The organism is Stenotrophomonas sp. 278 (assembly GCF_003935715.1).
Taxonomy (GTDB): domain Bacteria; phylum Pseudomonadota; class Gammaproteobacteria; order Xanthomonadales; family Xanthomonadaceae; genus Stenotrophomonas; species Stenotrophomonas maltophilia_AH.
Window position 1 is genome coordinate 1 of record NZ_RHPP01000036.1, and the last position, 24,340, is coordinate 24,340.

Sequence of the window (24,340 nt, forward strand, 5' to 3'; positions counted from 1 at the left end):
GGCACGACGCGGTGGTCCGCGCAATGCCGAACACCCCTGCCCTGCTCGGGGCCGGGGTCACCGGCCTGTTTGCCATGTCTGCGGTGAGCGCCGAACAGCGCGCACAGGCCGACCAGGTACTGGCGACCGCGGGGCGCACGGTGTGGATCGAGGACGAGGCGAAGATGGATGCGGTCACCGCCGTCTCCGGCAGTGGCCCGGCCTATGTGTTCCTGCTGGCCGAGGCAATGGAAGCCGCCGCCCGCGCGCAGGGCCTGCCGGCGGACGCGGCGCACACGCTGGTGGTGCAGACCCTGCTGGGGGCCAGCCGCATGCTGGATGAGTCGGGAGAGGTGCCGGCCGAGCTGCGCCGTCGGGTGACTTCGCCCAACGGTACGACCCAGGCCGCGATCGAGTCGTTCCAGGGCGATGGGTTCGAGGCCATCGTCGAGCGTGCGATTGAAGCAGCCACCGCGCGCGGCAAGGCGTTGTCCGAAAAGGCGTCGTAGAGCCACGCCCTGCGTGGCTACGCCATGTCCAACCGGGTCGAAGCCACGCAGGGCGTGGCTCTACGGTTCCGCTCGTCGACGGCCGCCAGCAGGAACTCCACAAAACTGCTCAACTTCGGCCGTGGCCGCCGATCCGGCAGATATACCAGATGCAACGGTCGCGGCTCCGGCAGGTAATCCGCCAGCACCGGCACCAGTCGCCCCGCCGCCACATCGTCGGCCAGCAATACCGCCGGTTGCAGGATCAATCCGGCTCCGGCCAGCGCGGCCCGACGCAGGCCGTCGCCGTCGTTGCATAGCAGCCGCGAATGTTCCGACCAGTCCTGCTCGGGGTAGCCACGTAACCGCCAGCCATGCCCGCCGCGCCATGCCAGGTGGGTGAGGCAATCGTGATCGCCCAGATCGGACGGGTGCTTCGGCGTGCCCCTGCGCTTCAGATACGCCGGCGCGGCGCAGATCTGCATCGCATACGGCGGCAGCGGTCGCGCCACCCACTCGGCCGAGCCCAGCGCGCCCATCCGCACCACCGCATCAAACTGTTCCTCGATCAGGTCGACCCGGCGGTTGCTCAGGTCGAGCTCGATGCTGACCCTGGGATGCGCAGCCAGATAGCTCGCCACCAGAGGGGCCAGTACGCAACTCCCCCAGGTGACCGGCGCGCTGATCCGCAGCACGCCCTGCGGCTGTCGTTGCAGCCCCTCGACACTGGCCTCGGCCTGCTGCACCTGCTCGAGCACCGCGCGGCAGCCTGTCAGGTAATTGCGGCCGGCATCGGTCAGGCTCTGCCGGCGCGTGTTCCGCTGCAGCAGCCGTGCGCCCAGATGGGTTTCCAGCTGCTGCAGGTGATGACCATGCGGTGATCACCGGTAGCAACCGACCGTTGGTCGGTTGACGAATTCACCCCCAGCGCTGCGCCCCGTCCCCCTGCTCGCCCAGCGCATCCCCCGGATTGGCCAGCCGACACTTCTTCAACGAAAGGCATCCACAGCCAATACAGTCGGTCAACTGATCGCGCAACAGCCGCAACTGCTCGATGCGCTGGTCCAGTTCGTCCTTCCACAGCGCCGACATCCGCGCCCACTCGGTCTTGGTCGGCGTTTTGTTTTCCGGCAGCGCCGCAAACGCATTCGCCACTGCCTCCAGCGGCAAGCCCACCCGCTGTGCGACGCGGATCACCGCCAGCCGTCGCAATACCTCGCGGCCATAACGGCGCTGGTTGCCGGCGGTACGCAGGCTGTGAATCAGGCCTTTGCGTTCGTAGAAATGCAGCGCCGACACTGCGACACCACTGCGGCGCGCCACCTCGCCTACACTCAGCTCCTGCGCAATCATGCCTTGACCTCAACCTTGGTTAAGGTGTGATCGTGCGTGACCGCGGCGCGCTCCGCAAGCGCCGCCGTCCCGATGCTGCCTGGAACCCCGATGTCGTCCGAACCGCTCACCGTCTCCGCTTCCGCTGCCGCGGAGTCCATCCTTTCTCCGCGCTATCGCGCCACCACGCTGGGCATGGTGGCACTCGTCTCGCTGCACGCATTCGAAGCGTTGGCGGTGGCAGCCGCCATGCCGACCGTGGCCACAGCGCTGGACGGCCTGCGCCTGTATGCGCTGGCCTTCGGCGGCACCCTGGCCACCAGCGTGATCGGCATGACGCTGGCCGGGCGCTGGAGTGACCAGCAGGGACCATCGCAGCCACTGTGGCTGGGCCTGGCCTGCTTTGTCGCCGGCCTGCTGGTGGCGGGGCTGGCCCAGCACATGCCGGTACTGGTGGTGGGCCGCCTTCTGCAAGGACTGGGCGCTGGAGCCATTTCGGTTTCGCTGTACGTGCTGGTCGGTCGCTGCTACCCCGAAGCACTGCGCCCGCGCGTATTCGCTGCCTTCTCCGCCGGCTGGGTGGTGCCTTCGCTGGTTGGCCCGGCGATCAGCGGGCTGATCGTGCAGCACCTGGGCTGGCGCTGGGTGTTCCTGGGCGTGCCGCTGCTGGCCGTGCCGGCCGCCCTGCTGCTGCGGCCGGCCTTACGGCAGATGCAGAAGTACACCGCGTCGCGCGCGCCGGACAATGCGGTGGTGCGCTGGGCCACCGGCGCGGCGCTCGCTGCGCTGTTGCTGTATGTGGGCGGGCAGCAGACCGGTGTGGCGGCCGGCGCGCTGATGCTGCCGGCCACGCTTGCGCTGCTGCTGTGCAGCTGGAAGCTGCTGCCGGCCGGGACGCTGCAACTGCGTCGCGGCCTGCCCAGTGTCATAGCCCTGCGCGGCATCGCTGCGTCAGCCTTCTTCGGCTGCGAGGCGTTTCTGCCCTTGCTGCTTCAGCGCGAGCGCGGACTGACCCCGCTGCTGGCCGGCGTGGCGCTGAGCCTGGGCGCGCTCGGCTGGTTCAGTGGCAGCTGGTTCCAGGGTCACCAACGCCAGGGCTGGTCGCGCCGTCAGCTGCTGCATGCCGGCGCGCTGCTGATGTGCGGCGGCATCATCGCCACCGCGTTTGCCCTGCAGCCGGGCGTGCCGCTGTGGCTGGCACTGGGCGGCTGGACCCTGACCGGACTGGGCATGGGGCTGATCTACCCCAGCCTTTCGGTGCTCACTCTGTCGCTGTCACCACCGGCGCAGCAGGGGGCCAACAGCTCGGCGCTGCAGTTGAGCGAGGCCCTGGCCGTGGCGACCACGCTGGCGGTATCCGGTTCGGTATTCGCGATGATGCTCAGCGTGGACGTGGTGCTGGGGTATCTACTGATCTTCGGGGTGATGCTGATGTTGGCCGCCTTGAGCGTAGTGGTCGCGCGCCGGGTGTAGGTCATTCACCCACCTCTTCCAGGTCTTCGCGCAGGATGCGCCGGATCTCCAGGACCGCCTGCGGGGTCTCCTGCACGCTGTGGCCGGAGATGATCACCTTTTCCGACAGTGCGCCCGGCAGATGGGCACTCCAGTACGGCACCAGGCCATCATCGGACTGCTCCAAGGGCACTTCGGGCTTTCGCTGCGCGATGATCGAGTGATACTTCAGGCCCGGGCGGATCGGCAATGCGCTGGAGGCCTTCACGAACGGATCGTCCGCCTTGAGGTTGTCGATGCTGTTGGGAATGACCAGCTTCTTCGGCTGCGCCGACTGCGCTTCGGCCTGCTGCAGAGTCTGGAACACATCTTCGAACTTGCCCAACAGCGTGATCGGCAGACGTACCAGCCGGCCGATCAATCGGCCCACGCGGTTGCCGGCAATGTCGGTGCCCTTGTGCGGGGCGGCGATGAAGATCGCGCGCTCCACATTCGGCTCCGCGTCGAAGTGCAGCAGCGGACCCAGCTTGGCCTGCACCCGCTTCAACCGCTCGCCCTTCAGGTTGTAATTGGACAGCAGGTCATTCCACAGCACCTCGCCGGAATCACTGACCAGCAGACGCGCCAGTACACCGCCCATGCTGTGGCCGATGAACACCATGTCTTTGGAGGCGCGCGAACTGCCGCTCGGGTCGAAATGCTGCAGGGTGTTGTTGAACGCCTGGTCGATCTCGTAGCGGTTCAAGGCAATCGGGGCATTGGTCGGGTAGTACACCTGCCACACCTGGAAGTGCTTGCGCAGCTCCGGGTCACCGAGGATCTCATTGGCCACGTTGACCCAGGCTTCCGGACTGCTGCCCAGCCCATGCAGCATGAAGATGATGCGCCGGTTCGGGTCCCACGGCTGCATCAGGTACATGTGCGGTTCGGCAATGCCTTCGCTCATGCCGAACAGAGTGCGCAGCGACTGCGTGGCAAAGCCGCTCTGCGCCAGCCACATGCCATACGCGGCGGTGAAGTTTCCGGCCAGCGGCACCTTCTCGCCGTGTAGTTCGACACTTTCGGTGGACTCGGGCGAGTACACATCGAACAGCACTTGGGTGGTATCCAGCACCTCCTGCAGACTGTTGCCCTTGAACTTCAGCAGCGCCGTGGCGTTGATTGCCGACATTTCGCTGTATTGCGGAATCTCGGCCTTTTCTCCGGCTGGCGGCGCGATCAGCTTGGGCGGGTCCATCAGCACGACGAGCTCTGCGCCGAACCCATCGCGCCGATAGGTGCTGCGCAGCCCGGCAAAGCTCAGCGACGAGGCGGGTGCCATGCTGGTGGGAATGCTGGTCAGGCGCAGCTGGTCGAAATCGGACGTGAGCGTCCAGCGCTCGCCTTCCACGGCAGCGTTGTAGTCCTCTCCTTCCAGCGCGCTTTCGCGGCTGCGCTTGAACACCACCGCGGCGGTCTGTTCGGCGGCGTAGTTGTAATAGTCACGGACCTGGGTCTGGCGATCCTCGAAGGCCCGCTGCGACGGCGTGCGTCCACTGAAGAACAGATACGCGTAGGCGTAACGTGCGGCCTCCAGCCAGGCGTCCAGCGCCGCCTCTGACATCGGGTGGCTGTCGCGGTCCTTGGGCTTGGGGCTCAGCGCCAATGCGTTCTTGACCCACAGCTCGGACAGTGCGGACAGGCGCTGCTCCTCAGGCACGTCGACCGTGTTCTTGAGCGTTTTCTCGCACCCGACGATGTCTTTCTCGCACTGGTCCTCGTTCAGCCCGACCACGCTCAAGGTCTCCCGTGAGGCCGCGCTGAAATCACCGCTCGTCAGCACGTCGCCGCGCTTGTTGGCCAGGTACTCGGTGGGGGCCACCTGCTTCATCGTGACCATGGCGCAGCCACTGGTCAGCAGCAGAGCCACGGAGGCAAGAACAGGCAGGACGCAACGGAAGGTGCCCCTCATCGGCCGGTCTCCGCATCGACGCCCGGCATACCGACCCGGATCAACCGCGAGAATGCGGGGTCATCACCGGCCGCGCGCGCACGGTCGGTGATCCGACCACGCGCTTTCAGGGTGGCAAAGTCCACACCGGGCGTCAGCACGCCGAGATCGCGCGCGTATTCGGCAAAGTAGCCCGAGACCAGCAGCCGGTAGTCCAGCGGAAGCCCGGGCGCGATCTGCTTGGCCAGGTCGTAGACAATGGTCGTGCAGTTGCTGGTCAGGGTGTTGTAGAAAGCCGGCGTTGCATCCAGCCTGCGCGCTTCGCCGATGTAGGAAACGAACAATCCCTTGAGCTGTTCCTGGGTCATGCCCTTGAGACGGTAGAGGTACACGTCCTCACCGCGCACGTTGCTGCGTACCCGGACGATGTCGGTTTCCTCGGCCGCCACCAGGGTCATTTCGAACTTGCGGAAAAAGCCACCCAGCGCGGAGAAACTCTCACCGCGCTCCTTGCGGATTTCCACCGAGAACACCAGCTGCCGGCCATCGGCGAAGCCGAAGCTGACCAGGGTGTGGGCGATCATCGGGCCCATCCAGTAAGACAGCACCAGGTCGGCCGAGCGCAGCTGGTCCAGGTCGTACTCGCGGCGCTCCCAGCGCACATCGTGGTCGTCCTCGGAACGCCAGGCGAAATTGCGCACGTTGTCCAGCACGACGCGCTGGCCATCAAACGAGACCACCTTCAGTCGCTGGGCGACATCATCGGCCCAGATCCTGTCCTGCTGTGGGGTCAGCAACAGCCACCACACGCCGGTGGCGACCAGTACTGCCACAAAAAACAGGCCAGGCCAGCGCCCCGCCCGCGCGCGGACCACCGCAACCGCCGTGACAAAGGCAAAGCCGCCCCACATCGCCAATGCGATGCCTCGGAGCCAGCCCGGACCAGGCATCTGATAGGCCACCCATCCGAACACCCACAGCGCCGCTGCCAGCATCAGCGCTGCCAGCCCCCATCGTCCTGCTGTCTTCACGCATCGATCCGTCAGTTGAATAGGCGCTAGTTAGCCATAACGGACGTGTACGTGACATGGGGGGGGGGGGGGCGGGGGCCCTGGGGGCGTGCTACCTGCGGGAGGCCCCGACCTTCTGCCAGGGTGCGATGCCCTTGCGTGCATTCAGGCGCGGCCGGCGCAGCGGCAGCCGGCGCGGCATCGGAATTCCCACGCCTGGGGCGGCGGTGTCGTCGGCCCGCAGGTCGTCGGAACGCTCGCCGACCAGCAGGGCCGCCATCTCTTCAAGGCCGTTGCGCATGGTGCGGGCGGCGGTCTGCAGGACATTCATGGCGGCGTCTCCGGTGGGTTCGGGGACGTCCTACCCTACGCACGGGGCCGGGAAAGCCCCGTGCAGGAGATGTGGCAGGTGGATGAAACCCGACCGTAGAGCCGGGCTTGCCCGGCTGACAGGATGCCGGTTCCGTTCGATTCAAGAGTGCGTCGCAGCCAGCACCTGAGACTCATTTGCGTTGCCGGTGACAGGTCCCGATAATCCCGGCCTCACCCTTGGAATGCCGCCATGACCGCCCTGCCGCGTCGCCGTGCCCTGCTGTTAGTGGTTCCCACCCTGCTGGCCAGCGCCTTGGCGCAGGCCCAGGACGCCCGCACCCTGGACCAGGTCACCGTGGTGGCCGATCGGGCGAGCACCGCCACCAAGACCGACACCCCGCTGACCCAGACGCCGCAGGCGATCAGCGTGGTCAGCAGTGAGCTTTTCACGGACCGCGGCGCGCGCAACCTGCAGGAAACCCTGCGCTACAGCGCCGGTGTCACCGCCGATGCCTACGGTCTGGACACCCGCAGCGACGGCAGCACCGTGCGCGGACTGGACCCGGTGCAGTACGTAGACGGCCTGCGCCGCAGCTACGGCTTCAGCCCGCTGGCCCGCACCGAGGTCTACGGCCTGGAACGTGTGGAAGTGCTGCGTGGTCCTTCTTCAGTGCTGTACGGGGCCGGTGCCACCGGCGGCATCATCAATGCCATGACCAAGCGCCCCACCTTCACCGATATCGGCGGTGAGGTCGGCGTGCAGCTGGGCAATTTCGACCGCAAGCAGTTCCAGGCCGACGTGGGCGGCAGCTTGAACGACGCCGGCACCGTGGCCGGCCGCGTGGTCGGGCTGGTGCGCGATGCGGGCATGCAGGTCGAGGAGATCGACGATGACCGCATCTATATTGCGCCGTCGATCAGTTGGCGAGGCGAGCAAAGCACGCTGACCGTGCTCACCAGCTACCAGCACGACAAGACCGCCTCCAGCCAGCAGTTCCTGCCGGTGGTGGCCACCCTGAATGCCCCGGCCGGGACGCCGCGGCTGGACCCGGGCACGTTCCTCGGCGACAAGGATTTCGACAAGCTCGATTCGCGCGTCTACAGCATTACCGCGCTGTTCGAGCACCGCTTCAGCGACACCCTGAGCCTGCGCTCCTCGATGCGCTACCTGGATGGAAAGACCGAGTTCCGCGAACTGTACCCGGACGCCTACAGCAACCCGCTGGACCCGTTCATCGATGCTGAAAGGCGCGTGGTGAACCGTAATGCCTACGGGGTGCGCCCGGACGTCCGCTCCTTTACCAGCGACAACGCGCTGCAGTTCGACTTCGCCACCGGCCCGCTGCAGCACCAGCTGCTCGCCGGCGTGGACTACAGCGACTACCGCGAGGAATCGCTGCAGCTGGACGCCATCCCGACCCCGATCGACATCTACAACCCGGTGTCCAGCGGCATTGTCATCAACGGCTGGAACGCGCTGCCCGACCAGCGCACGAGCCAGCTCGGCGTGTATGTGCAGGACCAGATCCGCTGGGCTGACCGGGTTTCGCTGGTACTGGGCGCACGCCGCGACCATGCGCGCAGCGAAACCGAAGGGCTGCCCAGCCAGACCGACAACGCCACCACCTTCCGCGCCGGCCTGATCGGCGAGATCGGTGCGGGCGTATCGCCCTACATCAGCTACAGCGAGTCGTTCCTGCCGGTCACCGGCCAGGACATCTACGGCCGCGCGTTCGAGCCAATGGAAGGCGACCAGTGGGAAGGCGGCATCAAGTGGCAACCGGCGGCGAACATGCTGGTCACCGCCTCGGCCTACCGTATCACCGAGACCAACCGCCAGACCAACGACCCCGAGAACCCGCTCAACGTGGTACAGACCGGTGAGATCGAGTCCAAGGGCGTGGAGCTGGAAGGTCAGTTCTCCTTCGAACACGACCTTACGCTGACTGCCGCCTACGCGCGCAACCGTGCCAAGGTGACCAGAAGCAACTTCGAGATGGAGGTGAACCAGCGCCTCAACGATACCCCGCAGGAGCTGGCATCGCTGTGGCTGGCCAAGGGCTTCCAGATCGACGACGACTCGCGCCTGCGCGTGGGCCTGGGCGGCCGCTACGTGGGCAACAGCCAGTCGCTGGGCTTTGGCGGCTTCATCCGCACGCCCAGCTACACGCTGGTGGATGCACTGTTCGAACTGCAGGTGGTGGACTGGACCATGGCGCTGAACATCACCAACCTTTCGGACAAGAAGTACTTCGCGCCGTGCCGCAATTTCGGGGATTGCTTCACCGGCAATCCGCGTACGGTGACCGGCACGATCAGTTACCGGTTCTGATCGTTGCACCGTGTTGCCGGGCATGGCCCGGCACTACACGCGGCGCGGCAGGCACGGCATCCGTAGAGCCGGGCTTGCCCGGCTGCCGTTCGCGACCCACCGCGCACCACCGCAATCCCTCTCCAGCCTTCGCCAGAGAATCAAATGCAACGCACCACCATCAAAGCCTGGTTCCTGATCCACAAATGGACCAGCCTGATCTGCACCGTCTTCCTCCTGCTGCTGTGCCTCACGGGCCTGCCGCTGATCTTCGCCGAGGAAATCGACCACCTCAGCGAACCGCACGTCGAACACCCCCAGGACACCGCGCCCGCACGCAACCTGGATGACCAGGTCAGCACCGCATTGGCGCAGTACCCGGGCAATGTGCCGCTGTTCATCGGCTGGGACTGGGAAGGCCATACCGTGTACGTCAACACCGGTGAGCGCGTGGACACCCCGCCGCCGCAGATGAAGACCGCACTGCTGCACGCCAGCAGCGGCGACGTGGTGCCCGCACCGCAGTTCAACGAAGGCGTGATGTATTTCCTGCTGCGCCTGCATACCGACCTGTTCGTCGGCCTGCCCGGCCTGCTGTTCATGGGTGCGATGGGCCTGCTGTTCGCGGTGGCGATCATCTCCGGTCTGGTGCTGTACGGCCCCTTCATGCGTCGCCAGCGCTTCGGCACCCTGCGCACCGGGCGCAGCCGCCGGCTTGCGTGGCTGGACCTGCACAACGTGATCGGCGTGGTCACGCTGGGCTGGGCGCTGGTCGTCGGCCTGACCGGGGCGATCAACACCATTGCCAAACCGCTCGAAACCGCGTGGCAGAGCCAGCAGCTGGGTGAGTTTGCCGCCCGCTACGCCGGCCAGCCGCGTCCCACCACCCTGGCCTCGCTGGATGCTGCCGTGGCGACCGCGCGCGCCGCCGAGCCGGACATGCGCCCAGCGTTCGTCAGCTTCCCGGGCACCGGCTACAGCGGCGACCACCACTATGGGGTGTTCATGCAGGGCAACACCCCGCTGACCGAGCGCATGTACCGTCCGGTCCTGATTGACGCGGTCACCGGTGAGCTCACCGCACGGCCGCAGTTGCCGGTCTACATGACCGTGCTGCTGCTCAGCCAGCCGCTGCACTTCGGCAACTACGGCGGCCTGCCGCTTAAGATCCTGTGGGCGATTCTCGACCTGCTTACCATCGTGGTGCTGATCAGCGGCCTGTACCTGTGGTTCAAGCGCGGCAGCACCGAGGCGCGGGTGACCGAGATCGAGCGCGCCGAAAAGACCGGAGGTGCCGCATGAGCCGCCCGACCCCGCCGACCGGCAGCCCTTTCACCGCACCGGCCTGGATTGCGGTGATCAGCGTGGTGGGCCTGGTGAGCGCCCTGCTCGGCAACGGCGTCTATGACGTGGTGTCGTGGGTCGTGTTTGCCGGGCTGATTGGCTTGGTGGTGCGGGCTTGGGTGAGGCGCACCCGTTGAAATCTTCCCGTACGGGAATATTGGGTTGCAATTGGCGAAATTATGGTCAATTATTCCCGTACGGGAATTTTTGGTGATTTCTTCACCAATTTGTCCCAAATATTACCGTACGGGAGTATTTCATGGACCTGGTTCGTGAAGTCGAAGATATCGGGAAGATGGTGCGCACTTCCCGTAAACGCCATGCGTTGACGCAAGCCGACTTGGCCGGGCTTTCGGGCACAGGCATTCGTTTCATCAGCGATCTGGAGCATGGCAAACCGACCCTCGAGTTCGGCAAGGTGCTGACCGTGCTGAAGGTCCTGGGCGTTGGCATGACGCTGCAGGATCGTGCCACGTGAGCGACTCATTGACCGTACGCCTTCACGGCCAGCGCATCGGCGAGCTTAGAATTTCGGGGCCTCTTCGATCACCGGAAGACTGGCAGTTCGCCTACGACGCCGAAGCCTCGGCAGTTTCGCCACTGGGCCTGTCACTCTCCCTGCCAGTTCGACCAGAGCCGTACCAAGGTGCCGTTGTACGCAATTGGTTCGCGAATCTGCTGCCAGAAGGCCCGGTCAAGGAAACTGTTGCCGCGCGCCTGCGCATTTCAGTGGCCGATGATTTCGCATTGCTGGCCGCCATCGGCGGCGAATGTGCCGGGGCCGTGAGCATCGGGGCCGATGCGGAAGACGCGGATGAAGATGAAACCGACCTGGAAGCCGTGTTCTATCTTGCCGGCGATGGTGCGGTCGAGGGCGCATGGGCCTTGGCCGGTGCGCCCCATCGCCTCTCCCTCGCCGGTGCACAGGACAAACTGGCGGTGGTGCGCGAGCCGGATGGGCGGCTGAGGCTCCCCCAGCACGGTGAACTCAGCACGCACATTCTCAAACCGGACAGCCGTTCGCTGCATGGGCTGCGCGAACTGGAGGCATTGGGACTTAGGCTGGCCGCACACGCCGGATTGAAGGTCATCGGCTGCGAGCTCGTCAACGTCGGTGGACGTCCTGCATTGCTGCTCGCGCGCTATGACAGGGAAACGCTGCCAGACGGTACGCGCCTGCGAGTACATCAGGAAGACTTCTGCCAGGCGTTGGGTTATCCGTCGGAGATGAAGTACCAGTCCCAGGGAGGGCCCACGCTTGACCGGTGTTCGGCGCTGATCCGCGATGAGTTGGCCTTCGGACCTGCTGCACGAAGCGAATTCCTGGACTGGGTCGCGTTCTGCAGTCTGATCGGCAACGCCGACGCGCACGGCAAGAACCTTGCCATCCTGCATGGAAGGCAAGGTGAGCTGCGACTCGCGCCGCTTTACGATCTGGTGCCCACCATCGCCTTTTCCGAGCGCGAGATCGAACGCACGCCCGCCCTGGACATCGGCAATGCGCTGCGCATTGATCAGATCGAAGCGGCCGATTGGGACGTGTTTGCGCGCCAGGCTGGATTCGCGCCTCGCCTGGTTAGGCGGCGCGTCCAGGAACTGGCGGAGCAGATCGTCGGCGTTCTACCGGCAGTGATGGCCGAGCTGGAGCAGGAGGGCGCGGATGCAGCCCTGCTCGAGCGCCGGTCACTTCAGCCGATCATCGGCAATGCGCAGCGCATGCTGGAGCGGCTCACATCGCGCTGAGTCATCCCGTTGTCCTGTCGATGCCGTGGCGCTTAGACTCCGACGACAACGCCCTTCCAACAGGTAGCCAAGGATGACCCTGAGAGAACGCATTGCCGCCCATGGCGGCCAGTTCCACTGCCACCAGATCCACGCCGAAGAAAACCAGAAAACGGTCACCTTCGCGCATGAGCTGCTGCCACCGCGCGAGGCCACGCTTCCCGATGTGCCGGGGCTGAAGGACTTCTATGGCCAGTTCGGTGGGCTGCGGCTGTACGCGCACCAGGACGATGCCGAGGAAGCGGCGTTCCACGTGGCCCACCCCAGCGAATGGGCGGCACTGGAAGCCTGTTACCGCGGCTGGGTGGATGACGAAGAGGACGATGAGTTCCTGCCCTCTTCCGAAGGTGGCTATCTGGTGGTCGGCGAGGAGCCTGCCACCGGCAACTATCTACTGGTGCAGCAACACGGTGAGGGAGCCGGCGCGGTCGTGCTGTTTGATCACGACGGATTCGAGTTCGTCGAGCTGGGTGACAGCCTGCTGGACTTTGTCGAACGCGCGCTGGAACCGGACGGACAGGCATTGACCGCGATGGCCAGCCACATGCGGTTCCGCACCGAAGGTTCGGATGCGCAGTGGTGGATCGTGGAGATGCGTGACAACGGCGGGCGCGTTGTGCGCACCGAGGTGTGATGCGTTGACGCGCATGGCGCGTCACTACGTGGGGGTGACGATGCGCTCGCCCTCGCGGTCGATTTCCAGAAGTGCGTCGGAACATGGGTCGATATCCGGTGCTTCCGCGTCGGGGTCACAGCGGACCGTGCACTCCAGCCCGGCGGCGAGGAAGCGCGCGAATTCGGGCGAGGACGCCCACGCCTGGCTGTGGTGCACCCAGATCTCCAGCATGCCTTCGTTGGGAATCACCACCACCGTCACCGCACCGGCGGTATGGATGCGGAAACTGTCTGGATTGCCGTCCTCGCAGACCAGCGGGCCCAGCACCGACGACAACAGCGCGACCGCCCTGCCCTCGTCAACGCCCAGCACATAGGCGGCCACTTCGCTCATCTCAGCGCAGGGGCTCCACCACCACGGCCGTGCCGTAGCAGAGCACCTCGGTCAGCCCGGTCATCACGTCGGTCGCGTCGTAGCGCATGCCGATGATGGCGTTGGCCCCGAGCTGGCGGGCATGGCGGGCCATGTCGCGGTAGGTTTCCTCGCGGGCCTGTTCGCACAGCTCGGTGTAGATGGTGATGTTGCCGCCGAATATCGTCTGGATGCCGCCCAGGAAGTTGCCCACGATGGAGCGCGAGCGCACGGTGATGCCGCGCACCACGCCCAGGTTGCGGGTGATGCGGTAGCCCGGCAGTTCGAACGCCGTGGTCACCATTGCATCGTTCAACTGCGGGGCGGCGGTGCTGGGGATGCCGCTGTTGTAGGGGTCTGCCATGAGGGTCTCGCTCCTGTTGGGACCCCATTACAACAACATGCCCCCTGCAACTTCAATCCGCTGCCCGGTAACCCAGTGGCCGCCGGGCCCCAGCAGGGCCGCCGCAGCAGCACCGATATCATCCGGACGACCGGTCCGACCCATCGCGGTGTGCTGGGCCACGTACTGGTTCACGCCGGCATCGTCGCGCACCGCGCCGCCAAAGAAGTCGGTCTCCGTCGCTCCCGGGGTAAGCGCATTGACTGCGATACCTCGCGGACCGAGCTCCTGCGCCAGGTAGCGGGTGGCATTCTCCAGTGCCGACTTCATCGCCGCGTAGGCCAGGCTGCCCGCCGCCACATGCCGGGTGAGGCTGCTGGAGATGTTCAGCACGCGCGCGCTGTCGTGCAGGTGCCGAGCCAGCGCCTGCGTCAGAAGCAGCGGTGCCTTGAAATGCACTCGATACAGCAGGTCCAGGTCCTCCGAACGAATCTCGCCAAACGCCGCGGGGGCGTGCATGCCGGCGTTGTTCACCAGTTGATCGAAAGCGAGTGCGTCCCAGCGCTGCAACTGAGCCAGAAACGCAGGCACGAAGGCATCCACGGCCCCTGTGGCAGCCAGGTCCAACGGCAGCATCGCCGCACGTACGCCTTCTGCTTCCAGCGCGCGTACCGTTTCAGTCGCCTTCTCCCGCTGGTGTTGGTAGGTGATGATCACGCTGGAGCCCTGCCGGGCCAGGTGCAGCGCGATGCTGCGACCGATACCACGGCTGCCACCGGTGACGAGGGCAATGGAGGAACGGGCTGCTGGGTTGCTCATGTGTTTTGTCTGCGCGAGGGGAAGATGACATGCTGCGCGCGTCACTCCGCACCGCCGTGCCTGATTGCGCTCGATTCATGCCTGATCCTGCTGCCTCCGAATCTCACGCCCTGCTGACGGCTCTTCGCCAGCAGGCACAACACTGGCTGGCGACAAGGGCCATCAGCGGCGATACCTTGCGCGAAGCTCTGCCCGGGATATGGCTGGCGCGCTCCGGCCGTGAGCGGGTGCCTTCAGCCGCACTGTATCGCCCAGCGCTGGGCGCGGTGCTGCAAGGGGCCAAGCAGGTGCTGGCAGGCGACCGCGTGATTGACTATCGCGCCGGAGAAGCGCTGCTGACCCGACTCCCGGTACCCGCGCGCGGGGTGGTGGCTGCCGGCAACCGCAGCGCACCCTTCATTGGCTTGGTGATTGAGCTGGACCCGCCACTGCTGCGCGACGTGCTGACACAGATGAGATCGGCACCCGCAGCCCGCGAAGTCACTGCGTTCAGCGTGGTGTCCCTGCAGGCAGCGGTGCTGGATTGCCTGCTGCGACTGCTTCGACTGGCCGATGACAATGAGGATGCGCGCCGCCTGTTGCTGCCTGCGCTGCAGCGCGAGCTGGCCTTGCGGTTGCTGCAGGGGCCCGAGGGTGCCGCCGTGGCCGCACTCGCACAACCGCCACCAGAAGCACGTCGACTGGGCACTGCGCTGCGCACCCTGCAGCGGGATTTCCGCCAGCCATTGGACGTAACCGCTTTGGCAAAGCGCGCGGGTATGAGCAGCAGCCAGTTCTACCGTCGCTTTCGCGAGGCTACGGCCCTTTCGCCGCTGCAGTACCACAAGCAGCTGCGCCTGCTGGAGGCGCGCCGGTTGCTGCAGCAAGGTGGCACCAGCGTCGCCAGTGCCGCGTTTGCGGTGGGGTATGAAAGCGCCTCGCAGTTCAGCCGCGAGTACAGCCGATTGTTCGGCCAACCGCCCCGGCACACGGTAGCGGTCAGCCGTGAGCGCCGTTGACCCCTAGGTAGCCGCTTGTTCCTTCAGTTGCGCAACGCCCGCTTCCAGTGTCACCACCGGACGGTAGCCCAGTTCACGACGCGCGCGGCTGTCGTCCAGCGTGACCTCCACGGCGGACGAGGCAAACTCCTGCCGGGTCATCGGCGCACGCAGCGGCAGGCGTAGTGCGCGGAACAGATCATCAAGCGCGACGATCGTGCGCAGCACACCGCGCGGCACCCTTTTCTGCGGCACCTCCACACCGTAGGCCTGCAGCTGCGCGCTGATCAGCCGGCGGAACGGCACCGGTGCACCATCGGTGATGTGATAGATGCGCCCAGCTGCCCCGCTCTGCAGCGCGCAGTGCACCGCCTCGCACACGTTGTCCACGTGGGTGGCGGAGGTGAGGTAGTCGCCGCCATCGATCCAGGCGAAGCGCCCGCTGCGCACAGCCTCAAGCAGATACGGCATGGCGGTGGTGTTGTCGCGGCCCCACACGAAGCGCGGGCGCAGGATCTTCACTGCAAACTGCGGCGAGTTCAAGGACAGCGCCACGCGCTCGGCCTCGGCTTTGCTGGCACCGTAGTTGCCCGGTGCACGCGCGGGATACGGATGATCCTCCTTGGCATTGCACAGGGGTGTGCCGTCGGTGAGCGCCGATTCGCTGCTGATCACGATCGCCACCGGCACTCCGGCGTCACGCGCGGCGGCAAGCACATTGCGTGTGCCCTCCACATTCGTCTGCCACTGGCTGGGTGAGGCATTGCGGTGATCGGTATCAGCGGCGGCGTGCACAACAGTGGCGCAGTCGATCATGAGCCGGGCGATGCCCGGGTCCAGCAGATCACCGCGCACCGGCTGCGCACCCAGTGCCTGTACCGTGATAGCGGCCGCATCGCTGCGCACCAGGGCACGTACCACATGTCCATCGCGGCACAGGCGGCGGATCAGATTGCGGCCCACGTAGCCGCTTCCTCCGGTAAGGAAGAGCGTGGAAGAACTCATCGGGGGTACCTCGGTGGGAGAAACTAGTTCGCGGGTGGTGGTGCGTCGACCAGTGCGCTGATGTCCTGCAGCAGTTGATCCCGCTGTTCGGCGGGCCACTGCACGTAGTCCAGCGACTCCAGCAGTTTCAGTCCTTCAAGCGCCAGGTAAGCCAGCAATGCGCTCCGCGGCTGCTGCGCGCTGGACTGGATCTCAGCAAGGATCGCGGTCTGGTTGCGCTGGATGGGAGCACGCAACTGCGGGTCCTGCGCCATCGCCGCGCACAGCGCCAGAGCGACGGGCTGGAAGGCTTCCGGGAAGGGTTGAGCGGCGGCGGCAATGCGCCCGCGCAGCACGGCATCCCGAGTGAACCCCTGCGCAGCCTCCCGGTTGAAGACGTTGTCGCGCTCCACCGCGCGCTCCACCACCGCCTGGATCAGGCCGGCCTTGGAACCAAAGTCATAGACCACCGAAGCCTTGCTGACCCCGGCCTCGGCCGCCACTGCGTCCAGCGTCAGCCGCGCGGCTCCTACCTGCGCCACCACGCGCTCGGCGGCGTCCAGAACCTGTTGCGGATCAATGCTTTTGGGGCGGGCCATGGGCGGCCTCCATTTTTAACCATCCGGTTGATTATAAATTCAATCAGCGAGATGTAAAGCAGGCGGCCTGCGCATCACCTTGTTGTCAGCAGGCCTTGTCCGCCGGCCCACTGGTTGATGTCGTCGCGACGGATGGCGGCCGCCATCAGGCCCGGGAACGCGTCCGGCGTACAGGCGAACGACGGCACGCCCAGCGCCGCCAGGCGCGCGGCCAGCGCGTGGTCGTATGAGGGGGTGCCTTCGTCGCTCAGCGCCAGCAGCACGATGAACTGCACGCCAGCTTCCAGCAGTTCTTTCGCGCGCGCCAGCAGGCGATCTTCCAGGCCGCCTTCGTACAGGTCGGAGATGAGCACCAGAATGGCGTTGTGCGGCTCGCGGATGAGGCTCTGGCAGTAGGTCACGGCACGATGGATGTCGGTGCCGCCGCCCAGCTGCACGCCGAACAGCAGATCCACCGGGTCATCCAGCTGCTCGCTCATGTCCACCACCTCGGTGTCGAACACCACCAGCCGGGTCGACACCGCCGGCAGCGAGGCCATCACCGCACCGAAGATGCTGGAGTACACCACCGAGGCGGCCATCGAGCCGCTCTGGTCAATGCACAGCAGTACCTCGCGCTGGGGTTTACGTGCCTTGCGGCCATAACCCACCAGTTCCTGTGGCACCACTGTACGCAGCTCGGGCTGCCAATGCCGCAGGTTGCTGCGAATGGTGCGATGCCAGTCGATCTCGGCCAGGCGCGGGCGGCGGTTGCGGCGGGCGCGGTCCAGCGCGCCACTCACCGCCGAGCGCATCGGCTCCTCCAGCTGGCGCAGCAGGTCGTCCACCACCTGGCGCACGACCATGCGCGCGGTCTCCTTGGTCTCACTGGGAATGACCTGGCTCAGGCCAATCAGGCTGGCCACCAGATGCACATCGGGCTGCACCTGCTCCAGCATTTCCTTTTCCAGCAGCATCTGGGTCAGGTCCAGACGCTGCAGGGCGTCGCGCTGCATTACCTGGACCACGGAAGAAGGGAAGTAACGGCGGATGTCGCCCAGCCAGCGCGCCACGTTCGGCGAGGACGCGCCGCGGCCACCGCGCCGTCCCAGCCCGCCCGCACCATCGGGCTCATACAGCGCCGCCAGCGCCTGATCGATGCCCTGCAGCGGCTTGGGCAGCGCACCACAGCTGGCCTCCGCCTCCTGGCCAAGGATCATGCGCCAGCGCTGTTCACGGGTGGTGGGCGGCAGCACGCCCTGCTCTTCGGTGATATCGGTCATGCGGGCAGTCCCAGCAGTTCGCGCAGCATCGGCAGCGCGCGCTCGGCGCGGGCCACGTTCCAGTCGGGGGCCGGCGCGGCCACGGACGCCTGCATCGGAGCCCGTTTCACCCGGGTCCCCAGGTCACGCCGGTCAGCCGCTTCGAACGCGGCAAACGTACGTCGCACCAGCGGCAGCGCGCGCACAAGTTGCTCTTCATCCAGCGCGACCACCCAGGCATCGATCATCTGCCACACCGCGTCGTCGTGCAGCAGCACGGTGGCGTTGCGGTTGAGGAAACCGTCCAGCCACTGCGCCGCCTGCAGCGGTTCAGCACCCGGTGACAACTGCTGCTGCAACTGGATGTGGACCATCTCGGTCGACAGTACCCGGGCATCAAACAACAGCCGCAGCGACACGCCGCGCAGCAAGGCGCTGCAGGAAGGCGACAGGGCAACGCGCTGCAGCGCCTTCTGCCAGTTTTCGCTGCCGGCGGCGTCGTTGCGCAGACCGATGGCGCGGTCGGCCTCCAGTACCACGTTGCGGGCCTGCTCGGCGTGTGCCTCGTCGAGACTGGACAAGGCCAGGCTCAGACCAATGACGGCGCGCTCAAGCATGCTGTCGAACACATGTGCCACCTGTACGCCTTCGGTCTGGCGCACGTTGCCGTAGCGATGCATGTTCGCCAAGGGCGGCAGCGCGCCCAGCAGCGCCAGCGGATCGGCCTGGGTGGCCGCACGCGCCTCCAGCTCAGCGGCGATGCTGCGCACCGCCTGCGGCAGGTCCGCCAGCAGCACGTGGTTCACCAGCTCGGACAAGGCCGGAAGATCTCTGGCCGTGCGCGCCTCGCTGACCGCCTTGCTGGACGCTGCATCCACCAGGGTCTGCCCGTGCCGGCTGGCCTCCACCAGGTCGACCAGGAACTGCGGCTGCCAGGCCAGTCGCCACATCTCGTGGAAGGTGCCGCGCGCCGAGTGGCCGGTGCGCGACAGCTGCCCCCATTCGATGCCCAGCAACTGCAGGCGGTGCAGCAGATGACTTCGCGCCAGGTCGTTGTCCTTGCGCAGGTCCAGATTGAGCGTCTTTTCCAGCGCTTCGGGTTTGAGCCGCAGCCGCTTCTGCTGGGCTTCCAGGTCACGCTGCAGCGGCACCACTGGAACGCTCTCGGGCACCTGGCCCAGCGCATCGCCCACCATCAGGCGTTCGCGGATCAGCTGCATGGGCGCATCGTCGCCATTGCAGATGACCGCACGGCTGGCTTCGGCAATATCGTCCAGGCCGGGGGCCGGATGCTCGCGCAGTGCGGCCAGGGTGTCGGCCAGGCGCGTGGCTTCGATCAGGTGCGCCGGTGAACAATCCAGCCCGTGCTCGCGTAGCAGACGCCCCACCCGGGCGTACCAGCCCACGGCGCGCTGCGCATGCTGGCCGGCGTTGCGCCACAGGTGGTCGTACCAGCCGGGTGCGTCCACACCGGCCCCGTAACCACTGGCGCTGCTGAGATGACGGTAGGTCCACGGCACCCAGGTGCTCTGGGTGCCGCGCTTGGGCATGCCCTTCAGCAGCCGGTTGTCGGCGGCGGCGCTGTTGGCACGGAGCGCCTCTGGTTGCAGTGCCGGCACGTGCCAGGCACCACACACCACCGCCACGTGCCCGAATTCCTTGCTGGCTGCGCGCAGTGCCGCACGCATGTGCGCCTCGCGGACCGCTTCGTGTTCACCACGTCGCCCGCTCAGCGGCGGCGTGTTTTCACGCACAGCGGTCATGGCCTCGGCAATGGCCTGGAACAGGCCCTCGCCTTCGCCGCGCTCTTCCACCATGTTGTTCCACCAGGTCTCGCCGTCGGCGTGGCCGGCGGCACGCGCCAGCCAATCCAGCGGGTCGGCGGGGCGCTCTTCCAGGGCCGGCGCTTCCTTGTCAGCAACCTCGACATCGGGCAACGCCGCGCTTTCGTCGATCGGCAGCGCCGTGTCGCCCTCGGGCTCTGCCTGGTGGGCGGCACGGGCCTGTGCCTGCCACTCCAGGGTGAGCGGCGGAGGTACGTCCATGAAGCGCACCGGCACATTGCGCTGCAGCGCCCAGCACATCGCCTGCCATTCCGGCGAGTACAACGCGTAGGGGTGGAACACCGCCAGCTGCGGGTCGTCCACGCTGTAGGACAGCAGTGCCACCGGCGGCTGCATGCCGGCTTCCAGCACGTGCGCGAGCAGCGCCTCGGTACCGGCCGGGCCTTCAATCAGCAGGCACTGCGGCGGCTGCGCTTCCAGCGCGGCCAGCAGGCTGCGTGCACAGCCCGGGCCATGATGGCGTATGCCGAACAGGGAAATGCCGTCACTCATCGACGCAGGTCCGCTCAGACGTGTTCGCGGAAGGCGCGGTACAGGTCTTTCCAGTCATCGCGTTCCTTGACCACGGTTTCCAGATACTCCTTCCACACCAGCGCGTCCTGCACCGGGTCTTTGACGATGGCACCGATCATGCCGGCGGCCATGTCGGCCGGGCGCAGCACGCCATCGCCGAAGTGACCGGCCAGCGCCATGCCATTGTTGATCACCGAGATCGCTTCGGCGGTGGACAGCGTGGCGGTGGGACTCTTGAGCTTGGCCTTGCCGTCCTCGGTCACGCCATTGCGCAGTTCGCGGAAAATGCGCACCACGCGCGCCACTTCCTGCAGCGCCGGCGGCTCGGCCGGCAGGTCCAGCGCCACGCCCATTTCACCGACACGCTTGAGCACGATCGCCACTTCGTCCTCTTCGCTGTTCGGCACCGGCAGGATCACGGTGTTGAAGCGGCGCTTGAGTGCGCTGGACAGTTCGTTCACGCCCTTGTCGCGGTTGTTGGCGGTGGCAATCACGCTGAAGCCGCGAACCGCCTGCACTTCGCTGCCGAGTTCCGGCACCGGCAGGGTCTTCTCCGAAAGCACCGTGATCAGCGCATCCTGCACGTCGGCCGGAATACGGGTGAGTTCTTCAATGCGCGCGATCTTGCCCAGGCGCATCGCGTTCATCAGCGGGCTGGGCACCAGTGCCTTTTCGCTGGGGCCATTGGCCAGCAGCTGCGCATAGTTCCAGCCGTAGCGGATCTGTTCTTCACTGGTGCCCGCGGTACCCTGCACGAGCAGGGTGGAGTCGCCGCTGATCGCGGCGGTCATGTGCTCGGACACCCACGACTTGGCGGTGCCCGGCACCCCGAACAGCAGCAGCGCGCGGTCGGTGGCGATGGTGGCCACGGCCACTTCCATCAGGCGGCGCTCGCCGATGTACTTTGGGCTGACCACGAAGCCGTTTTCCAGCGTGCCCCCGACCAGATAGGTCACCACCGCCCATGGCGACATGGTCCAGTTGGCCGGCCGCTGGCGGTTGTCCTGGCGGCGCAGTTCCTCCAGTTCCTCGGCGTATTGGTGTTCGGCGTGCTGGCGCAGGACGGCAGTGCTCATGAGGGCTCCAGTGATAAGGCGGTCAGGATCAAAGGGGGGAATGCAGGGTCTGGCGCAGGGCCAGCAGCTGATGCGCCTGCTGCACGCAATCGAGCATGGCGTCGGTGGCGTTGGCGGCGGCGTCCGCCACACGCACCTCGGCCAGCACGGCCGGGTGCAGGACGGCAAGCAGCTCCAGCAGTACGTCGCGCAGGTAGTAGTCGTAGCGGAGGGCTTCGTCGCCCAGCTGCGCGCCGATGCCGGCGGCCAGACGCCGCGAGTAGGCTTCACTGAGCGTCTGCCCGGGCGCGGTGCTGCCCAGCACGTCGCTCAGCAGGCGATGTTCGTGCAGTTCGCGTGCAGTGGCCGGCCAATGCCGTTCGCGCTGGTCAGGCGGCAGCAGCGCCATCAGCTCGCCCAGGCGGGGGCGCAGCCTGTCGAGGCCGATCAGCGCCTCCACCCATTGCGGGGTGCTGGCATCGACACGTTCCAGCCATGCGCGCAGCAGCGCGTCGTACCAGTCGGTGCCGCGCGCCCAGTCCAGCAGCTCCGCCGGCGGCTGCGCCAGGGTATGTTCCCACCAGGCGAGCGGCAGCTGGCGGGCCAGCTGATACAGCCACCAGGCACGCTCGCCCAGTGATTCACCGTTCGGTCGTTTGGGGTCGATGGCCACGTCCGCCCACTCCGGCTGCGCCGCATCCGGCGCGGCCAGTACCCACGCCTTGCGTCCGAGCAGACCGCCGCGCTGCTCCTGCAGCAGCGTCTGCATCTGCGCCTGCAGGTACTGTGCGTGCGCGGTGCCCGGCAACTGCGCCAGCATCGGCCCCACCCGCTGGCGGACTTCGCGGCTGCGGTCTTTGAGCAGCGGCTGCAGCAGGTCGGCATCGGCCTCCCCGAGCTGCGGCTGCAACGCGGTGACCAGGTCGACGCGCTCGCGCGCGGAAAGCGTCTTCAGGCTTTCCTGCAGGCGCACACGCGCCTGACCGGCATCCTGGGTGCGCAGCTGCTGGAACGCCTGCAGGCGCACATCGGCGCTGCCTTCCTGCCAGGCCCGCTCCAGCTCGGCGGGGTCGTTACCCTCGGCAGCGGCGTCGACGGCATAGGCCCAATCCGTATTGCGCGCGGCAAGCCAGCGCCCACGCTCACCCAGCACGCCGCGCAGGTGCGGGCGCAACACGGTCATTCGTGCACCAGCTTCCAGCGCGTGCGGCAGCGCTGCTACTGGCAGGTGTCGTTCACGCGTGGCGAGTTGCAGGCAGGCCTCATGCCGGACGCGCTTCACCCACGGCGACGGCTGGCCTCCGGTGAACAGTGATTTCAGCAGTGGGCTCCAGCGGTGGTCCGCCGGAAGGACTGCGGCATCCGGTGCTGCGGGTGCCGGCGCGGCTACTGGAGCGGCCAGTCGCATCGCGGCGCGCTGGCAGGCGGCGAGCACGCCGACCTGCTGGCTGTAGCCCAGTGCGGCATCTTCCTGTGTGGCCAGGACGGCCAGCACCTCGCCGACGGGTCCTTCCATCGAAATCGCCTGCGGGCGGTCGATACCCAACAGGGCCGGCTTCAACCAGGCGTCGTTCATGCACTGCTCCTTTCCCACTGCTCGCCCTGTGCGTTCCATGCCGACAACGGGTGCAGCACCTGTCCGTCCCACTCGCCCATCAGGCACAGCGGGTGGCCGCCGGCAAAGGCCATCAGCGACCAGCCCGGCATCGGAGCGAGCTGCAATGCCAGCGTGCCCTCGCCGTGCTGCAGCCAGCAGCGCTGCCCGTCGTGGGCAACGGTGACGGCGCTCAGGCGCATGGGCACCTGCGGCAACCACGGGTTGTCAGCGCAGGCCTGCGCGGCGACGTCAAAGGTGTCGTCAGCGGGTACCGCAGACGCGGTACCGCCTTGCACCTCACTGGCCACGGCGCGCAGCGGCACTGTGCCGGCATGGAAATGCACGGTGCCGGAATGGCTGTAGCCGGTGCGCCACTGCTGGTCCCAGCCGCGGCCGCCGTGACTGTAATCCTGCAGCAGCGCGGCGCGCCCGCTTGCCACACCATGCAGCCACACGCGGCGCTCGGTGAGGTTGCCGGGGTGTTCAATCAGCTGCTGGCCCTGCACGAACCAGGCATCCTGCAAGGCCTCGCCTTCGCGCAGCACCGTCTCACGGTCAACCGGCCAGCCCAGCGCGGCGCGCAGGTCGGCCTGGCGTGCCGCGCTGAAACTCTCCACTCGCGGCACCGCCTGGGTCAGCAGCTGCAGCAGGCCCAGGCGCTCGCCCAGGCGTGCGAGCGAAGGGAGATCGCGCCCGCCGCCGGACACAGCGTGGTCCAGCAGCGCGGCGAGTCCGGGGGCCTGCGCATCGACCATGCGCGCGCTCATGCGCTGCGCGTCCTGCTCGAATCCATTGCCCAGATTGGCCAGCCCCTGGCGGAACTGGTCGGCGATCCATCGCTGCAACTCACCCGCGCCCGCTTCCATCTTCGACCAGCGCGAGGCTTCGCGCTTGGCGGCGGCGGCGGCCTGCACCTGCGGATCCGGCGGCGGCGCGTTGGCGGCGGCTTCAGCGGCCGCTTCCTTGCGTGCGGCACGGTCGCGACGACCCTGCATCCACTCATCCACCCAGGCCGGACGCGTGCCCGGCACACAGCGCGGATTGCCCGCCGCATATAGAAGCAGCAGGGCCAGACCATGCTTGCAGGGAAATTTCCGGCTGGGGCAGGAGCAGCGGCTGACCAGCCCGGCCAGGTCGACCTGGGTCTGGTAGGGCTTGGAACCACTGCCCTGGCATTCGCCCCACAAGGCTTCGGCATCGGCCCCGAGCAGGCCCCATTTGCCATCGGTGGCCAGCCCCGCGCCGGCTTTGCTTGACGCAGCATCAGGTGCAAGCGCGAGCACCTGCTCGCGCGTGAGTCGCACTTCCATATCCGTACTCACATCAGATTGGGTCTGATGATAGCCGAGGTTGGGTGACAGATTGTGCGGTCAATCCAACGACACACGGTTCGGATTGACG

Annotated in this window: 24 protein-coding genes and 1 pseudogene; 9 read left to right on the top strand and 16 right to left on the bottom strand. The window is 66.8% G+C overall.

All coding sequences use genetic code 11. From position 1 onward, the window contains the following. A partial coding sequence (locus tag EGJ34_RS08215) for a pyrroline-5-carboxylate reductase (protein WP_148100481.1) occupies positions 1-488 on the top strand: 488 nt, incomplete at its 5' end. Between the two features lie 17 nt (positions 489-505). Here the strand turns inward: EGJ34_RS08215 and EGJ34_RS08220 are convergent. From EGJ34_RS08220 to soxR, 3 genes and pseudogenes are all read right to left on the bottom strand, one after another. Next, positions 506-1,225, bottom strand: a complete 720-nt coding sequence (locus EGJ34_RS08220; RefSeq protein ID WP_260476936.1) for a LysR substrate-binding domain-containing protein — start codon at positions 1,223-1,225, stop codon at positions 506-508. 36 nt (positions 1,226-1,261) lie between these two features. Next, positions 1,262-1,330, bottom strand: a pseudogene (locus EGJ34_RS22900) (hypothetical protein); the annotation flags it as partial. Positions 1,331-1,385: 55 nt separating this feature from the next. Then, positions 1,386-1,820, bottom strand: a complete 435-nt coding sequence (gene soxR / locus EGJ34_RS08225) for a redox-sensitive transcriptional activator SoxR (RefSeq protein WP_185750108.1) — start codon at positions 1,818-1,820, stop codon at positions 1,386-1,388. 90 nt (positions 1,821-1,910) lie between these two features. Between soxR and EGJ34_RS08230 the strand changes: the two genes are divergently transcribed. Next, entirely contained in the window at positions 1,911-3,272 is a 1,362-nt protein-coding gene (locus tag EGJ34_RS08230; protein WP_125360012.1) for an MFS transporter, read from the top strand. Position 3,273: 1 nt separating this feature from the next. Here the strand turns inward: EGJ34_RS08230 and EGJ34_RS08235 are convergent, their stop codons facing one another. The 3 genes from EGJ34_RS08235 to EGJ34_RS08245 all read right to left on the bottom strand — a co-directional run bounded on the left by EGJ34_RS08235 (position 3,274) and on the right by EGJ34_RS08245 (position 6,522). Then, positions 3,274-5,202, bottom strand: a complete 1,929-nt coding sequence (locus EGJ34_RS08235; RefSeq protein WP_125360013.1) for an alpha/beta fold hydrolase — start codon at positions 5,200-5,202, stop codon at positions 3,274-3,276. Next, positions 5,199-6,176: a DUF4105 domain-containing protein gene (locus EGJ34_RS08240; protein WP_125360041.1), complete on the bottom strand. Its 978-nt coding sequence runs from the start codon at positions 6,174-6,176 to the stop codon at positions 5,199-5,201. Before EGJ34_RS08240 ends, EGJ34_RS08235 begins: the two co-directional genes overlap by 4 nt. Before the next feature lie 127 nt (positions 6,177-6,303). After that, a complete protein-coding gene (locus EGJ34_RS08245) occupies positions 6,304-6,522 on the bottom strand; it encodes a hypothetical protein (protein ID WP_260476937.1) in 219 nt (72 codons plus the stop codon). Positions 6,523-6,753: 231 nt separating this feature from the next. On the opposite strand from EGJ34_RS08245, the gene EGJ34_RS08250 reads away from it, so the two are divergent. The 6 genes from EGJ34_RS08250 to EGJ34_RS08275 all read left to right on the top strand — a co-directional run bounded on the left by EGJ34_RS08250 (position 6,754) and on the right by EGJ34_RS08275 (position 12,574). After that, positions 6,754-8,835 (top strand): TonB-dependent siderophore receptor, encoded by a 2,082-nt coding sequence (locus tag EGJ34_RS08250; protein ID WP_125360014.1) that lies wholly within the window; start codon positions 6,754-6,756, stop codon positions 8,833-8,835. 144 nt (positions 8,836-8,979) lie between these two features. After that, positions 8,980-10,116 carry a PepSY-associated TM helix domain-containing protein gene (locus EGJ34_RS08255; RefSeq protein ID WP_125360015.1) on the top strand — a complete coding sequence of 379 codons (1,137 nt, stop codon included), beginning with the start codon at positions 8,980-8,982 and terminating at the stop codon, positions 10,114-10,116. Next, on the top strand, positions 10,113-10,295 hold the full coding sequence (locus tag EGJ34_RS08260) for a hypothetical protein (protein ID WP_125360016.1): 183 nt from the start codon (positions 10,113-10,115) through the stop codon (positions 10,293-10,295). Before EGJ34_RS08255 ends, EGJ34_RS08260 begins: the two co-directional genes overlap by 4 nt. A gap of 122 nt (positions 10,296-10,417) precedes the next feature. Continuing rightward, positions 10,418-10,636 carry a helix-turn-helix transcriptional regulator gene (locus tag EGJ34_RS08265; RefSeq protein ID WP_125360017.1) on the top strand — a complete coding sequence of 73 codons (219 nt, stop codon included), beginning with the start codon at positions 10,418-10,420 and terminating at the stop codon, positions 10,634-10,636. Beyond that, the gene (locus tag EGJ34_RS08270) at positions 10,633-11,901 is read left to right on the top strand and encodes a type II toxin-antitoxin system HipA family toxin (RefSeq protein WP_125360018.1); all 1,269 of its coding nucleotides are present in this window, start codon (positions 10,633-10,635) and stop codon (positions 11,899-11,901) included. The genes EGJ34_RS08265 and EGJ34_RS08270 overlap by 4 nt, the downstream gene beginning before the upstream one ends. 73 nt (positions 11,902-11,974) lie before the next feature. Then, positions 11,975-12,574, top strand: a complete 600-nt coding sequence (locus EGJ34_RS08275) for an SMI1/KNR4 family protein (RefSeq protein ID WP_125360019.1) — start codon at positions 11,975-11,977, stop codon at positions 12,572-12,574. A 24-nt stretch (positions 12,575-12,598) separates the two neighbouring features. Here the strand turns inward: EGJ34_RS08275 and EGJ34_RS08280 are convergent, their stop codons facing one another. The 3 genes from EGJ34_RS08280 to EGJ34_RS08290 are packed head-to-tail and all read right to left on the bottom strand — an operon-like array spanning position 12,599 to position 14,129. Beyond that, positions 12,599-12,949, bottom strand: coding sequence for a hypothetical protein (locus tag EGJ34_RS08280; protein ID WP_125360020.1), 351 nt, complete (start codon positions 12,947-12,949; stop codon positions 12,599-12,601). A 1-nt stretch (position 12,950) separates the two neighbouring features. Continuing rightward, complete coding sequence (locus EGJ34_RS08285; RefSeq protein WP_125360021.1) at positions 12,951-13,331, bottom strand: YbjQ family protein; 381 nt, start codon at positions 13,329-13,331, stop codon at positions 12,951-12,953. Positions 13,332-13,358: 27 nt separating this feature from the next. After that, positions 13,359-14,129: an SDR family oxidoreductase gene (locus EGJ34_RS08290; RefSeq protein ID WP_125360022.1), complete on the bottom strand. Its 771-nt coding sequence runs from the start codon at positions 14,127-14,129 to the stop codon at positions 13,359-13,361. 77 nt (positions 14,130-14,206) lie between these two features. On the opposite strand from EGJ34_RS08290, the gene EGJ34_RS08295 reads away from it, so the two are divergent. Continuing rightward, entirely contained in the window at positions 14,207-15,127 is a 921-nt protein-coding gene (locus tag EGJ34_RS08295; protein ID WP_185750109.1) for an AraC family transcriptional regulator, read from the top strand. Positions 15,128-15,130: 3 nt separating this feature from the next. Here the strand turns inward: EGJ34_RS08295 and EGJ34_RS08300 are convergent, their stop codons facing one another. From EGJ34_RS08300 to EGJ34_RS08330, 7 genes are all read right to left on the bottom strand, one after another. Further along, on the bottom strand, positions 15,131-16,111 hold the full coding sequence (locus EGJ34_RS08300) for an NAD-dependent epimerase/dehydratase family protein (protein WP_125360024.1): 981 nt from the start codon (positions 16,109-16,111) through the stop codon (positions 15,131-15,133). 23 nt (positions 16,112-16,134) lie between these two features. Beyond that, a complete protein-coding gene (locus tag EGJ34_RS08305; protein WP_125360025.1) occupies positions 16,135-16,689 on the bottom strand; it encodes a TetR/AcrR family transcriptional regulator in 555 nt (184 codons plus the stop codon). A gap of 74 nt (positions 16,690-16,763) precedes the next feature. Beyond that, a complete protein-coding gene (locus tag EGJ34_RS08310; protein ID WP_125360026.1) occupies positions 16,764-17,951 on the bottom strand; it encodes a VWA domain-containing protein in 1,188 nt (395 codons plus the stop codon). After that, positions 17,948-20,266: a DUF5682 family protein gene (locus EGJ34_RS08315; RefSeq protein WP_125360027.1), complete on the bottom strand. Its 2,319-nt coding sequence runs from the start codon at positions 20,264-20,266 to the stop codon at positions 17,948-17,950. The genes EGJ34_RS08310 and EGJ34_RS08315 overlap by 4 nt, the downstream gene beginning before the upstream one ends. A gap of 14 nt (positions 20,267-20,280) precedes the next feature. Further along, positions 20,281-21,363 (bottom strand): AAA family ATPase, encoded by a 1,083-nt coding sequence (locus EGJ34_RS08320; RefSeq protein WP_125360028.1) that lies wholly within the window; start codon positions 21,361-21,363, stop codon positions 20,281-20,283. Between the two features lie 28 nt (positions 21,364-21,391). Then, positions 21,392-22,918: a DUF5691 domain-containing protein gene (locus EGJ34_RS08325; protein WP_125360029.1), complete on the bottom strand. Its 1,527-nt coding sequence runs from the start codon at positions 22,916-22,918 to the stop codon at positions 21,392-21,394. Then, complete coding sequence (locus tag EGJ34_RS08330) at positions 22,915-24,249, bottom strand: SWIM zinc finger family protein (protein ID WP_125360030.1); 1,335 nt, start codon at positions 24,247-24,249, stop codon at positions 22,915-22,917. Before EGJ34_RS08330 ends, EGJ34_RS08325 begins: the two co-directional genes overlap by 4 nt. Positions 24,250-24,340 lie beyond the last annotated feature (91 nt).

What these genes read in the sequence shown, in the direction of transcription:
- EGJ34_RS08230 (WP_125360012.1), top strand. Translation starts at nt 1,911, where the DNA reads ATGTCGTCCGAACCGCTCACCGTCTCCGCTTCCGCTGCCGCGGAGTCC.
- EGJ34_RS08245 (WP_260476937.1), bottom strand. Translation starts at nt 6,522, where the DNA reads ATGAATGTCCTGCAGACCGCCGCCCGCACCATGCGCAACGGCCTTGAA.
- EGJ34_RS08320 (WP_125360028.1), bottom strand. Translation starts at nt 21,363, where the DNA reads ATGAGCACTGCCGTCCTGCGCCAGCACGCCGAACACCAATACGCCGAG.
- soxR (WP_185750108.1), bottom strand. Translation starts at nt 1,820, where the DNA reads ATGATTGCGCAGGAGCTGAGTGTAGGCGAGGTGGCGCGCCGCAGTGGT.
- EGJ34_RS08295 (WP_185750109.1), top strand. Translation starts at nt 14,207, where the DNA reads ATGCCTGATCCTGCTGCCTCCGAATCTCACGCCCTGCTGACGGCTCTT.
- EGJ34_RS08290 (WP_125360022.1), bottom strand. Translation starts at nt 14,129, where the DNA reads ATGAGCAACCCAGCAGCCCGTTCCTCCATTGCCCTCGTCACCGGTGGC.
- EGJ34_RS08240 (WP_125360041.1), bottom strand. Translation starts at nt 6,176, where the DNA reads ATGCTGGCAGCGGCGCTGTGGGTGTTCGGATGGGTGGCCTATCAGATG.
- EGJ34_RS08260 (WP_125360016.1), top strand. Translation starts at nt 10,113, where the DNA reads ATGAGCCGCCCGACCCCGCCGACCGGCAGCCCTTTCACCGCACCGGCC.
- EGJ34_RS08235 (WP_125360013.1), bottom strand. Translation starts at nt 5,202, where the DNA reads ATGAGGGGCACCTTCCGTTGCGTCCTGCCTGTTCTTGCCTCCGTGGCT.
- EGJ34_RS08255 (WP_125360015.1), top strand. Translation starts at nt 8,980, where the DNA reads ATGCAACGCACCACCATCAAAGCCTGGTTCCTGATCCACAAATGGACC.
- EGJ34_RS08275 (WP_125360019.1), top strand. Translation starts at nt 11,975, where the DNA reads ATGACCCTGAGAGAACGCATTGCCGCCCATGGCGGCCAGTTCCACTGC.
- EGJ34_RS08305 (WP_125360025.1), bottom strand. Translation starts at nt 16,689, where the DNA reads ATGGCCCGCCCCAAAAGCATTGATCCGCAACAGGTTCTGGACGCCGCC.
- EGJ34_RS08250 (WP_125360014.1), top strand. Translation starts at nt 6,754, where the DNA reads ATGACCGCCCTGCCGCGTCGCCGTGCCCTGCTGTTAGTGGTTCCCACC.
- EGJ34_RS08265 (WP_125360017.1), top strand. Translation starts at nt 10,418, where the DNA reads ATGGACCTGGTTCGTGAAGTCGAAGATATCGGGAAGATGGTGCGCACT.
- EGJ34_RS08280 (WP_125360020.1), bottom strand. Translation starts at nt 12,949, where the DNA reads ATGAGCGAAGTGGCCGCCTATGTGCTGGGCGTTGACGAGGGCAGGGCG.
- EGJ34_RS08300 (WP_125360024.1), bottom strand. Translation starts at nt 16,111, where the DNA reads ATGAGTTCTTCCACGCTCTTCCTTACCGGAGGAAGCGGCTACGTGGGC.
- EGJ34_RS08285 (WP_125360021.1), bottom strand. Translation starts at nt 13,331, where the DNA reads ATGGCAGACCCCTACAACAGCGGCATCCCCAGCACCGCCGCCCCGCAG.
- EGJ34_RS08310 (WP_125360026.1), bottom strand. Translation starts at nt 17,951, where the DNA reads ATGACCGATATCACCGAAGAGCAGGGCGTGCTGCCGCCCACCACCCGT.
- EGJ34_RS08315 (WP_125360027.1), bottom strand. Translation starts at nt 20,266, where the DNA reads ATGAGTGACGGCATTTCCCTGTTCGGCATACGCCATCATGGCCCGGGC.
- EGJ34_RS08330 (WP_125360030.1), bottom strand. Translation starts at nt 24,249, where the DNA reads ATGGAAGTGCGACTCACGCGCGAGCAGGTGCTCGCGCTTGCACCTGAT.
- EGJ34_RS08325 (WP_125360029.1), bottom strand. Translation starts at nt 22,918, where the DNA reads ATGAACGACGCCTGGTTGAAGCCGGCCCTGTTGGGTATCGACCGCCCG.